Source organism: Halococcus thailandensis JCM 13552 (assembly GCF_000336715.1).
In the GTDB taxonomy this organism is placed as follows: Archaea; Halobacteriota; Halobacteria; order Halobacteriales; family Halococcaceae; genus Halococcus; species Halococcus thailandensis.
The window spans coordinates 37,556-48,512 of record NZ_AOMF01000153.1 but is presented as its reverse complement, the minus strand read 5'-3'; the positions used below and the strand labels follow the sequence as shown (position 1 = coordinate 48,512).

General features: G+C 67.6%; 14 protein-coding genes and 1 tRNA gene. 8 read left to right on the top strand and 7 right to left on the bottom strand.

Features of this window, described 5'->3' with window-relative positions:
* Positions 1-3: 3 nt before the first annotated feature.
* Genes C451_RS09740 through C451_RS09715 form a run of 6 tightly spaced genes read right to left on the bottom strand, consistent with a single transcriptional unit; the run spans position 4 to position 3,984 of the window.
* On the bottom strand, positions 4-426 hold the full coding sequence (locus C451_RS09740; RefSeq protein WP_007740139.1) for a 30S ribosomal protein S19: 423 nt from the start codon (positions 424-426) through the stop codon (positions 4-6).
* Between the two features lies 1 nt (position 427).
* Positions 428-1,141 (bottom strand): 50S ribosomal protein L2, encoded by a 714-nt coding sequence (locus C451_RS09735; RefSeq protein WP_007740138.1) that lies wholly within the window; start codon positions 1,139-1,141, stop codon positions 428-430.
* Position 1,142: 1 nt separating this feature from the next.
* Complete coding sequence (locus C451_RS09730) at positions 1,143-1,394, bottom strand: 50S ribosomal protein L23 (protein WP_004054040.1); 252 nt, start codon at positions 1,392-1,394, stop codon at positions 1,143-1,145.
* Positions 1,391-2,134 carry a 50S ribosomal protein L4 gene (rpl4p, locus tag C451_RS09725; protein ID WP_007740137.1) on the bottom strand — a complete coding sequence of 248 codons (744 nt, stop codon included), beginning with the start codon at positions 2,132-2,134 and terminating at the stop codon, positions 1,391-1,393. Before rpl4p ends, C451_RS09730 begins: the two co-directional genes overlap by 4 nt.
* On the bottom strand, positions 2,131-3,141 hold the full coding sequence (locus C451_RS09720) for a 50S ribosomal protein L3 (protein WP_007740136.1): 1,011 nt from the start codon (positions 3,139-3,141) through the stop codon (positions 2,131-2,133). Before C451_RS09720 ends, rpl4p begins: the two co-directional genes overlap by 4 nt.
* Positions 3,142-3,153: 12 nt before the next feature.
* Positions 3,154-3,984: a putative RNA uridine N3 methyltransferase gene (locus C451_RS09715; protein ID WP_007740135.1), complete on the bottom strand. Its 831-nt coding sequence runs from the start codon at positions 3,982-3,984 to the stop codon at positions 3,154-3,156.
* A gap of 161 nt (positions 3,985-4,145) precedes the next feature.
* On the opposite strand from C451_RS09715, the gene C451_RS09710 reads away from it, so the two are divergent.
* The 3 genes from C451_RS09710 to C451_RS09700 all read left to right on the top strand — a co-directional run bounded on the left by C451_RS09710 (position 4,146) and on the right by C451_RS09700 (position 6,117).
* A tRNA-Gly gene (locus C451_RS09710) sits at positions 4,146-4,216 on the top strand.
* A gap of 110 nt (positions 4,217-4,326) precedes the next feature.
* Positions 4,327-5,184, top strand: coding sequence for a hypothetical protein (locus C451_RS09705; RefSeq protein WP_007740134.1), 858 nt, complete (start codon positions 4,327-4,329; stop codon positions 5,182-5,184).
* Positions 5,185-5,241: 57 nt separating this feature from the next.
* Positions 5,242-6,117: a homoserine kinase gene (locus C451_RS09700; RefSeq protein ID WP_007740133.1), complete on the top strand. Its 876-nt coding sequence runs from the start codon at positions 5,242-5,244 to the stop codon at positions 6,115-6,117.
* On the opposite strand, the gene C451_RS09695 is transcribed toward C451_RS09700, so the two are convergent.
* Positions 6,114-6,623, bottom strand: a complete 510-nt coding sequence (locus C451_RS09695) for a PH domain-containing protein (protein WP_007740132.1) — start codon at positions 6,621-6,623, stop codon at positions 6,114-6,116. The two genes, C451_RS09700 and C451_RS09695, sit on opposite strands and share 4 nt — an antisense overlap.
* Before the next feature lie 279 nt (positions 6,624-6,902).
* Here C451_RS09695 and C451_RS09690 point away from each other — a divergent pair, with 279 nt between their 5' ends.
* From C451_RS09690 to C451_RS09670, 5 genes are all read left to right on the top strand, one after another.
* Positions 6,903-8,159 carry an Nramp family divalent metal transporter gene (locus tag C451_RS09690; RefSeq protein WP_007740131.1) on the top strand — a complete coding sequence of 419 codons (1,257 nt, stop codon included), beginning with the start codon at positions 6,903-6,905 and terminating at the stop codon, positions 8,157-8,159.
* A 265-nt stretch (positions 8,160-8,424) separates the two neighbouring features.
* Complete coding sequence (locus tag C451_RS09685; RefSeq protein ID WP_007740130.1) at positions 8,425-8,898, top strand: TRAM domain-containing protein; 474 nt, start codon at positions 8,425-8,427, stop codon at positions 8,896-8,898.
* Between the two features lie 18 nt (positions 8,899-8,916).
* On the top strand, positions 8,917-9,396 hold the full coding sequence (locus tag C451_RS09680; RefSeq protein WP_007740129.1) for a Tfx family DNA-binding protein: 480 nt from the start codon (positions 8,917-8,919) through the stop codon (positions 9,394-9,396).
* A 22-nt stretch (positions 9,397-9,418) separates the two neighbouring features.
* Positions 9,419-10,204 (top strand): SDR family oxidoreductase, encoded by a 786-nt coding sequence (locus C451_RS09675; protein ID WP_007740128.1) that lies wholly within the window; start codon positions 9,419-9,421, stop codon positions 10,202-10,204.
* Positions 10,204-10,887, top strand: a complete 684-nt coding sequence (locus C451_RS09670; protein ID WP_007740124.1) for a Dph6-related ATP pyrophosphatase — start codon at positions 10,204-10,206, stop codon at positions 10,885-10,887. The genes C451_RS09675 and C451_RS09670 overlap by 1 nt, the downstream gene beginning before the upstream one ends.
* The last annotated feature ends 70 nt before the right edge of the window (positions 10,888-10,957 follow it).

Genomic DNA, 10,957 nt, shown 5'->3' with positions numbered 1-10,957 from the left:
CCATTATTTGAGCGGGACGAACTTCGACGAGCGCGTCGCGCCGATGCCCGCCTGTCCGTGTTCGACCGACGTCCGGGTGAGCTGGAACTCGCCCAGATAGTGGCCGAGCATCTCCGGCTCGATCCTGACGCGCTCGAACTCCTGCCCGTTGTGGACGGCGAAGGTCTTCCCGACGAACTCCGGCAGCACCGGCATGTCGCGCAGGTGTGTCCGAATCGGGTCGTTCGCCGTCTCCTCGTCGCCCTTCTCGCGCGCTTTGGCGAGCAGTTTCTCCTTCTCGACCGAGAGGCCGCGTTCGATGCTGCGGCGTTTGCGCGCCGGCAGCAGGTCGGCGACCTCGTCGAGGTCCATGTCCTGTAGCTCCTCGATCGTGTGGCCGCGGTAGGTGAACTCGCCCTCGCGACCGGTTCTGTAGTCCGAACTCATCTCATTTCCTCCCCGTCCGCTTGCTGGCGATGTCGCCGACCTTCCGCCCCGGCGGAGCGTCCCGCGAGACGCTCTTTGGCTGGCCGGGATGCTGCCGACCGCCACCGCCGAACGGGTGGTCGACGGCGTTCATCGCCACGCCACGCACGCGCGGGTATTTCGAGCCGCGTGCGCGCATCTTGTGGTGTTTGTTGCCCGCCTTCACGAACGGCTTCTCGGTGCGACCGCCACCGGCGACCACACCGATGGTCGCCCGACACTGCGGGCTGAGCCGCTTCGTCTCGCCGCTCGGCAGCTCGACGATCGCCGCCTGCCGATCGTGGGTGATCAGCTGGGCGTTGACGCCCGACGAGCGGGCGAACTTCCCGCCGTCACCGGGCTGGCTCTCGATGTTACAGACCGGCACACCTTCCGGGATCTCCGCCAGCGGCAGCGTGTTGCCGGGCTTGATCTCGGCCGACACGCCGACCTGGATCTCCTCGCCGACGCCGATGCCCTCCGGCGCGAGCACGAGACGCTGATCGTCATCGTCGAATTCGACCGCTGCAACCGGGGCGCTGCGGGCCGGGTCGTGTTCGATGTCGACCACGGTACCCGCGACCACGTCGTCGTCCTCGGTGGTGGGATGCGAGAGCTCCGCCTTGTACCGATGGGAGGGCGCACGGAACGTCGGCGTCCCGCGACCGCGCCGTTGGCCCTGGATTCGTCGTCCCATCTCAGAACACCCCGATCCGCGAGGCGACGTCCTGTGCGTCGTCGTCCTCGCTCAGTGTCACTGTGGCTTTCTTCTCGCCCTGTGGCGTGACCTGCGTGCGCACGTTCGTGATCGCGACGTCGAAGCGCTCCTCGACCTCCTCGCGGATGCCCGGCTTCGCCGCGTCGCTCGCGACGATGAACTGGAGCGTGTTGCGGTAGTCCATGTCGTTCATCGCCTTCTCGGTCACGTAGGGGTATTTCACATCGCTCATCGGTCTTCCACCTCCTCGATCGCGCTCTCGGTCCAGATCGTCAGCCGACCGGACTGCGTGCCCGGCGCGAGGTCCTCGGTGTTCACCTCGCTCGCGGTAGCCACGTCGGCACCCGCGAGGTTGCGGGCCGCCCGCGACGGCTCGCCGCTCGTGACGAACAGGATCGAGGTCGGGCGTTTGTACTTCCGGCCACGGGTCGTCCCGCGCCCGGCGCGAACGGTTCTGTCCTCGGCACGCTCGATGTCCCCGTGGACGCCGAGCGATTCGAGCAGCGAGACCACGTCCTGGGTCTTCACGAGCTCCTCGAACTCGTCGTCCACGACGATCGGGAGCTCGCCGTCGAACTCCGCGACCTCGTGGCCGCGCTCGCTCACGCGCTCGGCGTCCGCCGTGGCCGCGATAGCACTACGAGTGGCGAGCTTGCGCTCGTTGTCGTTGAGCTTGATCGAGCGATCGTTCTCCTCCTTCGGTGGGTGGGCCGGTCGCCCGCCCACGGTCTGGGGGACGCGCCGTCCCTGGCCGTTCGATCGGGGGACGTGGGCCATGCCGCGACCGCTACCGAACGACTCGGCGGGCGTTCGCATGCCCGCGTAGTCGTCCGCGCCGTAGGGCTGTGCCCGGTTGGCCTGTGCGGTGCGCACCGCCCGACCGATGAGCTCCGGGCGATGGGGCGTCTCGAAGACGTCCGGGAGCTCCACGTCGCCGGCCTCCGTACCGTCCGTGTCGTATACTGTCGTCATTGTCCTTGGTTCGATGCCGTCGAGACGTAGCGCACCTCGGGATCGAGGCGCGGCTGGTCTCCGGGTCGGATCGCCGGTCGGAACCTGAGAAGCCGCTGGTCCGGACCGGGAAGCGAGCCTTTGACGAGCGCGTAGGGGCCGTCGACTTCGCCGTAGCCGACGAAGCCACCCTCGGCGCTGGCGTCGTCGCCGTCGCCGACGCTCACGAGGCGCTTGTTGAGCTCCGTGCGCTGGTGGTAGCCCGTCTGTCCCTGCTGTGGGACCGTCGAGCGAACGCGCGAGGGGTTCCACGGGCCGAGGTTGCCGATACGCCGCTTGTACCCCTGTCGGAAGTGTTTGCCCTTGCGCTTCTGGACGCCCCAGCGCTTGACGGGGCCCTGCGTCCCTTTGCCCTTCGTGACGCCCGCTGCGTCCATGTATTCGCCGGGCCGGAACACTTCGGTCAGCTCGTGTTCACCCCCGCCCGCGATGAGGTCGAGGCCGAACTCGACGCGCTCGTCGAGATCACTGCCGCTGACGCGCGTCTCCATCACGTCCGGGCGCTTTTTCGGCACGTTGGCCATCTCGCCCGGGACGGTGTGGGTGATCGCGCGGATCTCGCCGATCTCGTTGTTCTCGACGGCCTCCTCGAAGGCACCGGGATCCGACTGGCCGTCGGGAACGTCGAGCGCCCGGTCGAGATCGTCGTGGAACTCGTCGGTCCACGTCTCGGTGAGCGGGCGGAGTCCGTAGGGTGTCTGTTCGTAGGCTCTGAGCGCGACCGCGCGCATCGGGGGCGTCTCGACCACCGTGACGGGGACGGTCTGCTCCATCCCCTCACGTGGCGAGTTGGCCGCGTCGTCGATCATCACGACGTGGCTCATGCCGGCCTTGTAGCCGGCGAACCCCTGCAGCCCGGGCTGTCCGTCGTCGTCCGGCCACGAGCCGAAGCGCGGCACTTCGCTGTGCGCGCGCGTTCGTGGCCCGTAGCCGAGCGAGCCTTTGCGTGGTCTGGTTGGTTGTACCATGTGTGTGCTACCTCACTGTGGAAGCGTCAGGGGCGCGAGTGTCGCGAACACCGCCTCTTCGGTGCGGACGACCTCGCTGCCCTGCTTCGGAACCGTGTTGAGCCAGCAGTCGAACCCCTCGTGGGGTGAGTCGCTCGCCACCGACGCCGCGTCGATGTCGAGCATCGCCGGCAGCCCTCGCTCGGGCGCGCCGAAGGCGACGGTCAGTCCGTCGTCGGCACGACCGGCCAGCGTTCCGAGTCGCTCCGTCGTCAGCACCTCACCGTGGCGTGACGTTGCGACCCGGAACCCGGCGTCCTCACGGCCGAGCGCTGCCGAGAGGTCCGCGCGCTCGACGGCGAACCCCGGTGGGGATTCGTCCGTGATGCGCGCGCGGACCGGCTCTCGCGAAGAGATCCTGACGGTCACGCGCTCCCCCTCGTCGACCGCCATCTCCGGCGGTGCGACGAGCGAGATCGGGTGTTGCAGTCCGCAATTGACCCGAACGCGCCCATCAGGGCCGACCTCGGTCACGATTCCCTGTCTTAACGACCCCGAACCGTTCGATTCGGAGCCGGTCCGAGCGGCCGCGCGAAGCGGCGGCAGGACACCCGCGTACTCCAGTTCGTCCCGCGTGCCCCACGCCTCCTTTCGGAGGTAGGGGGCGGTCGCGGCGTACGCCAGTACCGTGGAAACGAACCCGCCACCCCATCGCCGGTCGCCGTCCGGGTCGGGGAAGACGATGACCCGATCGACCCGGAAGACGGTGGCCGCACGAGCGACGAGACCGACCTTGTGGGTCGCCTCGCGTTTGTCGGCGGCCTCCCGGCAGAGCGATGACGGCACGAGCACGCTACGTGTCATGCCGACGCTTTCGCGCCGTGCCACTAGACTGTAGCGCTCCTATCGTACTCGGTGGTAAAAGGATAGCGTTTCCATGCATCCGTGTCGACAGTTCACAGGAACGACGGCCGCGAACGCTTCGGAACGTTTTTACACTCGACCCTCCGACCATGGAGTGCAGGGCGCTGGTAGTGTAGTGGTATCACGTGACCTTGCCATGGTCACAACCCGAGTTCAAATCTCGGCCAGCGCATTTCTCCGAACTCGTTCCACCGAGCGCCACGCTCGCTGATCACGCTCTTCGTTACGGAAACTGTCCGCTGCAGGCACAATAGTGATGTTCCGATGCACGAATCCGTGTGCATGACTGGCACGACCGTCGTCCTGGGCTGGGACGGACTCGACCGGACTCTGGTCGAGGAGTACGATCTCACCGAGGCGTTCGGACCACACTACTCGGCGCTCGAAACGTTCGAGAACCCCGTTCTCGGCAAGCCACACACCTACGAGCTCTGGCCCTCGATCATCACCGGTCGGCGACCGGCCGAGCACTACCGACGGCGCGGGATCCCGACGGTGTTCGACGGTCGTGCGGCCCGCCCGATCGCGATCCCGAACTACCGCGTGCCGCGCGACTACGAGCTCGACATCGTTTTCGACAGGGGTGAGCAGTTCGGGCGTTTTCTCACGGCGGGCGAGCGCGGCACGGAAAGTCCGGCGCTCGCGGCGTCGGTGCCGCGGCTCGAGGAGCGACTGGCCGGCGAGGCGACCCGCAAGCTGGGGATCGTCCGGGCGGCGCTCCAGCGCGAGTACGACCTGCTGTTCGTCTGGCTCGGCTTCGTCGACACCGTGGGCCATCTCGCGCCGATCGCCGGTGCGGTGGATCCGGGCTGGCAGGAGCGTACGTACCGGCTGGCCGCCGACTGGACGCGCGAACTGCGTACGGCGCTCGGCGCGGACGATCGACTGCTCTGCGTCTCCGATCACGGCATCCGCGAGGGCCACCACACCCCCGACGCGTTCGTCGGCTCGACAGAGGAGGAAATCCCCGAATCCACTGCGTCCGTGCTCGACGTCCGTGCAGCCATCGACCGGGTGACGCCGACCGGCGGTGACGTGGCCGAGCCGGAGCTCAAAGCGACTCACCGAACGGACGAACGGGTGCGTGTTCGCACGGCCGCCGACGTCCAGCAACAGCTCGACGGGCTCGGCTATCTCTGAACCGATCGATGGCGCGGCCGTCGCTAGCCTTTTACCTTCACTCTCGCAAGCGAGGCCATGCTCACCGTCCGGGCCCCGGCGACGAGCGCCAATCTCGGGAGTGGCTTCGACGTCTTCGGCGTCGCGCTCTCGCGCCCGGCCGACGTCGTTCGCGTCGCGAAGGCCGACGAGACGACGATCGAGGTCACGGGTACCGGTAGCGAGTACATCCCGGAGGATCCGGAGAAGAACACGGTCGGGGCGGTCGCGGCGGCGCTCGACGCGCCGGCTCACATCGAGATCGACAAGGGCATCCGGCCGGCTTCGGGACTCGGCTCGTCGGCGGCGAGCGCCGCAGCCGCCGCGGTCGCGCTCGACGAACTGTACGATCGCGGGCACACGCGAGAGGAACTCGTTCCGATCGCCGCCGAGGGCGAAGCGGTCGTCTCGGGAACCGCGCACGCCGACAACGTCGCCCCCTCCATTCTGGGTGGGTTCACCGTCGCCACCGACGAGGGTGTCACGCGTGTCGACACCTCGCTCCCGCTCGTTGTCTGCCTGCCCGAGACCGTCGTCTCGACGCGCGATGCGCGCCGGGTGGTGCCCGAAGAGGTGACGATGGACGACCAGGTCGACACCGTCGGGAAGGCCGCGACCCTCGCGATCGGGATGTGTCGCGGCGATCCCGCACTCGTCGGGCGTGGGATGGACGATTCGGTCGTGACGCCCGCGCGAGCGGCACTCATCGACGGCTACACGGCGGTGCGCGAGGACGCGTTCGCGGCGGGTGCCACGGGCGTCACGGTGAGTGGGGCCGGTCCCGCAGTGCTCGCGACCTGTCGGGCGAACGATCGGCGGGCGGTCGGTAGCGCGATGCTCGACGCGTTCGCCGACGCCGGCGTCGAAGCACGCGTCTATCGCTCGCGGGTCGGTCAGGGCGCGACCATTCACTAGGGGCGGGTTCTCGTCACTCCGCTGGCGGCGTCGAGCGCTTCCGTGAGGCGCTGGTTCACCCGCTCGGGCTCCGGAACGTTCGAGAGGGTGATGTCCATCGTATCCGAGCCGGCGGTGTAGATCGTGATATCGCCGTAGGAGAACAGCCGTTCGGTCAGCGACTGGCTGAACGTCGTGTTCTGGACGCGATCGAGGCGGATCTGGGCGACGCTCTGGTTGACGATCCCGGTCTTGCGATAGATCTCCTCGTCCGTGAGGACGTACTGCGTGCTCACCAGCGAGACGTACGCCCACGCGATGACGGCGATCCCCAGCGGGATGCCCAGCAGGGGGAACCAGCGGATCGACGGATCGGAGAGAACGCTCGTGAGGGCGATCCCGGCGATCGCGAGCGCGAGGGCGACGACAGCCGACGGGGTGACGAGCCGGAGGCTCGGGTGGCCCTGCCAGAGGACGTCCTCGCCCTCGGTGAGCGTCACCCAGTCGGGAACGTCGGTCCGTGTCATGTGGGTCGCTACTCCCGGGGCCCGCATATACCTCCGGTGTCACGAGGCGAAGCGTATATGCTCATTCGTACTAAACAGTTAGTTAGACATGACTAACGCAGTGACGACTCCACGACCACAGCGGGTGCGGTTCGAAGCGGGCGGATCGACAGCGTGTGATCGGTGGATCGGCGGTGACGGGCGTGGCCGAAACGGACACGATCAGGGTCGACACGATCGAGGCAGATACGGGCGGGACGGTCACGATCGGACCTCTCACTCCGAGCGGGTGCGTCGGCTGTGAGCGGCGTCGTCGACTCGCTACGGAGCGTTTCCTTTCGCGAACTGCTCACCTATCTCGGACCGGGATTCCTGATCAGCGTCGCGTACATGGATCCCGGCAACTGGGCGACGAACATCTCCGGCGGGGCGAAGTACGGGCCGGCGCTGCTGTGGGTCATCGTGCTCGCCAGCCTCATGGCGATGGGCATCCAGATCGTCGCGGCGAAACTCGGCATCGCGACCGGGAAAGGCATCGCGCAGCTCTGTCGCGAGCGACTGCCCTCGCGTGTGGTCTGGCTGCTCTGGGCCGCCGCCGAGCTGGCGATGATCGCGACGGATATGGCCGAGATCATCGGCGCGGCGATCGGGTTCAGTCTCGTCTTCTCGATCCCACTACCCGCCGGCGCGGTGCTCGCGGGTGCGGCCTCGTTCGCGCTGCTCGGCGTACGGACGGTCCACGACCGTGGCTATCGCTGGGTCGAGTTCGTCATCATGGCCTTAGTGGGAATCATCGCGCTCGGCTTCGTCTTCGAGATGGTGCTCGCCCGGCCGACGGCCGCCGAGATCGGGCGCGGGCTGGTGCCGTCGATTCCCGGCCCCGACGCACTCTACGTCGCCATCGGCATCCTCGGCGCGACGGTGATGCCCCACTCGGTCTATCTCCATCCCTACATCGTCCAGGATCGGCGGACGGAACTGATGGAAACCGAGGGCGATACCGAGGAGGTCCATCACCGCCACTTCCTGTTCGAGTCGGTCGATACGGTGTTCGCGCTCTCGGGGGCGATGTTCGTCAACGCCGCGATGTTGATCGTCGCGGCCGCGGCCCTGCAGGGGACGGGGATCAGCACGCTCCAGGACGCCTACATCACGCTGCAGAACGTCTTCGGCGCGAGTTCGAGCACGGTCTTCGGCATCGCGCTCATCGCCGCCGGGCTCTCCTCGTCGCTGGTGGCGACGATGGCCGGCCAGACCGTGATGGACGGCTTTCTCGACCTCCAGATCAATGTCTGGCTCCGGCGCTCGGTGACGCTGATCCCGAGTCTCACGGTCGTCATCGCCGGTTTCGATCCGACGGACGTGCTCGTCGCCTCACAGGTCGCGCTGAGTTTCGAGCTGCCGTTCGTGTTGATCCCACTGCTGTGGTTCACGCGCGAGGAGGGACTGATGCGATCGTTCAAAAATCGGACGAGCACGACGACGGTGCTCGGCGTGATCATCGCGCTGATCGTCGTGCTCAACGTCTGGCTCATCTACACCGAACTGTTCGGCTGAGGCGGGCGGAGGCGGTGCTGTGCGCGGTTGCGGGGTGGTTGCGGAACGCATCAATTGCCCGACCGCGAACGAGCCCTATGCGAGTGAGCGGGCCGACGACCGACCGAAGCGAGGCGCGAAGCGCCTCGATGTCGAGCGGCGAAGCCGCGAGACGAGGGAGGGAGGAGGCTTTTGATCCACATTTTGCCAGCGAGCGAACGAAGTGAGCGAGCGCAGCAAAAGGTGGTCCCGTAAATGTTTAGCCCGGTGGCACGCTACCGGCAGCATGGCGGACTGTCCACTCGCCGACGAATGCCCCAGTTTTTCCGAGCGGGTCGCGGGAATGGGATGTCAACACTACGGCAACCGTGGCGGTGCGGAGTGGTGTAACCACTACAGCCAGCCCATCCGCGAACTGAAATCCCAGCCCGTCACCGTCGGCGAGGAGCTCGTCGTCACCGTCGAGGACATGCACGAGAGCGGGGCGGGCGTCGGCCGCACCGAGGACGGGTTCATCGTCTTCGTCGACGGCGTCCTCCCCGACGCGCGCTCGCGCGTGAAGATCACGAAGGTGCGTTCGAATCACGCACGGGCGGACGAGATCGAACGACTACCGATGGACGCGGAGGACGAAGCGGACGACGGGGCAGACGAGGACGACGGCGAGGCCGAGGACGCAGGCGATGCGGACGACGAGACGGACGGGCGGCCGAAGCGTCGGCAGCGGCTCGGCAGCCGCGAGAACTTCTGGGGCGGGTAGGCCGGACTGGACAGTCCGATGGCCGACGAGGTGGACGACGTTCTTTCACGGATCGGGTTCGATCCGGCGACCAGCGTGCTCACGCGCCGCCAAGCGATGGTGTTAGCGCTGCGCGAGCGCGGGCTAAAACAGCGGACGATCGCTGAGCGTCTCGATACCTCGCGGGCGAACGTCGCCGGTATCGAGGCGAGTGCGCGGGAGAACGTCGCGCGCGCCCGCGAGACCGTGGCGTTCGTCGACGCGCTCGAAGCGCCGGTTCGTGTTCCCGTGCCGGCCGAGACTGATCTCTACGACGTTCCTCAGCAGATCTACGACGCCTGCGACGAGGCCGGTGTGAAGGTGAACTACACCGCGCCGGAGCTGCTGAACGCCATCGGCGAGCGGGCCGGCGGGGCGGTGCGCGGCCGCGAGGTTCGGGAACCGTTGCTGGTGAGCGTCACTCGCGAGGGTGAGGTACGGGTGCGCCACGACGGAGCGCCTCGGGAGCAGGAGCTATAGGCCGGGCGCGTGTCGAGCCACTATGGATCTCGAACTCGATGGCAACGCGGCGCTCGTCACGGCGAGTACGAGCGGTCTCGGACTCGCGAGCGCCGAAGCGCTCGCCGCGGCGGGAGCGAACGTCGTGATCTGTGGGCGGAGTGCCGACACACTCGACGCGGCGCGCGAAACCGTCGCGGCGGCGGGAGCAGGCGACGTGCTCGCGATCGAGGCGGATATCACCGATGGCGACGACGTCGCCCGACTCGTCGACGAGACGGTCGCGGAATTCGGCGGACTCGACCATCTCGTCACGTCGGCTGGCGGCCCGCCGAGCGGTCCGTTCCTGGACACTGCCGAGGAGGAGTGGTACGCGGCCTACGATCTGCTCGTGATGAGCGTCGTCCGGACGCTGTCGGCGGCCCACCCGCATCTCGCAGCCAGCGACGCCGGCACCTGGGTCGCCATCACCTCGACGAGCGTCGCGGAACCGATCGAGGGGCTCGTCCTGTCGAACGCGGTCCGGCGCGGTGTCACGGGCGTGGTCGATACCGTCGCGCGGGAGTTCGCGCCCGACATCCGTGCAAACGCCGTGTTGCCGGGCAGTCACGAGACGCCGCGGATCGAGGAACTCGTCGAGGCCGGCGTCGAGCGCGGCGAGTACGACAGTTACGAAGAGGGGCTGGCCGACTGGTCCGATGGAATTCCATTGGAACGGGTCGGTGAGCCGCGCGAACTCGGTGACGCGGTGGCGTTCCTGTCGAGCGCGCGGGCGAGTTTCATCACCGGAACGGCGCTGCCGGTCGACGGCGGCACGCTGCGCGGGTGATGCGCACGATCTTATCGTGGAGCGGTGGCAAGGACGCGTCGTACGCGCTCGACGAAATGCGACGGAACGAGGACGTCCACGTCGAGGGACTGTTGACGACGATCGCGGCCGACACCGGGAGGAGCAGCATGCACGGCGTGCGCCGCGAGCTCTATGAGCGCCAGGCCGCGGCAGTAGGGCTGCCGATCGAGTTCGTCGAACTTCCGAGCGATCCGACGAACGAGGCCTACGAGCGGGCGATGACCGCGGCCATCGAGAACTACGCGAATCGGGGCATCGAGCGCATCGCCTTCGCCGATCTCCTGCTCGACGATATCCGAGCTTACCGCGAGGAGCAGCTCTCGGACACCGATCTCGACGGCTACTGGCCGCTTTGGAGGCGGGATACGGCATCGCTCGCGGCCGATTTCGCCGACCGATTCGAAGCGACGGTCGTCTCCGTCGACGGCGACCTGTTCGACCGCTCGTTCGCCGGTCGGGCGTTCGATGCGGGGTTCCTTGCGGACCTCCCCGACGAGGTCGATCCCTGTGGCGAGAACGGCGAGTTCCATACGTTCGTCCGGGGTGGGCCGATTTTCGACGAGCCGGTGGACGTGATGACCGATGAGACGGTCACGCGACCGGTCGGCGACGGCGAGTTTCACTACTGCGAGCTGCTGACACCGAACGAACCCGCACCGTGAGCGATGGCCGTCGTCGTTTCTGTGGTTGCGGAGCGGTTGGCGCGCTCGCGCTCGTGTGCGAACGAAGTGA

What these genes read in the sequence shown, in the direction of transcription:
- C451_RS09675 (WP_007740128.1), top strand. Translation starts at nt 9,419, where the DNA reads ATGGATCTCGAACTCGATGGCAACGCGGCGCTCGTCACGGCGAGTACG.
- C451_RS09715 (WP_007740135.1), bottom strand. Translation starts at nt 3,984, where the DNA reads ATGACACGTAGCGTGCTCGTGCCGTCATCGCTCTGCCGGGAGGCCGCC.
- C451_RS09670 (WP_007740124.1), top strand. Translation starts at nt 10,204, where the DNA reads ATGCGCACGATCTTATCGTGGAGCGGTGGCAAGGACGCGTCGTACGCG.
- rpl4p (WP_007740137.1), bottom strand. Translation starts at nt 2,134, where the DNA reads ATGACGACAGTATACGACACGGACGGTACGGAGGCCGGCGACGTGGAG.
- C451_RS09705 (WP_007740134.1), top strand. Translation starts at nt 4,327, where the DNA reads ATGACTGGCACGACCGTCGTCCTGGGCTGGGACGGACTCGACCGGACT.
- C451_RS09720 (WP_007740136.1), bottom strand. Translation starts at nt 3,141, where the DNA reads ATGGTACAACCAACCAGACCACGCAAAGGCTCGCTCGGCTACGGGCCA.
- C451_RS09695 (WP_007740132.1), bottom strand. Translation starts at nt 6,623, where the DNA reads ATGACACGGACCGACGTTCCCGACTGGGTGACGCTCACCGAGGGCGAG.
- C451_RS09735 (WP_007740138.1), bottom strand. Translation starts at nt 1,141, where the DNA reads ATGGGACGACGAATCCAGGGCCAACGGCGCGGTCGCGGGACGCCGACG.
- C451_RS09700 (WP_007740133.1), top strand. Translation starts at nt 5,242, where the DNA reads ATGCTCACCGTCCGGGCCCCGGCGACGAGCGCCAATCTCGGGAGTGGC.
- C451_RS09740 (WP_007740139.1), bottom strand. Translation starts at nt 426, where the DNA reads ATGAGTTCGGACTACAGAACCGGTCGCGAGGGCGAGTTCACCTACCGC.
- C451_RS09730 (WP_004054040.1), bottom strand. Translation starts at nt 1,394, where the DNA reads ATGAGCGATGTGAAATACCCCTACGTGACCGAGAAGGCGATGAACGAC.
- C451_RS09680 (WP_007740129.1), top strand. Translation starts at nt 8,917, where the DNA reads ATGGCCGACGAGGTGGACGACGTTCTTTCACGGATCGGGTTCGATCCG.
- C451_RS09685 (WP_007740130.1), top strand. Translation starts at nt 8,425, where the DNA reads ATGGCGGACTGTCCACTCGCCGACGAATGCCCCAGTTTTTCCGAGCGG.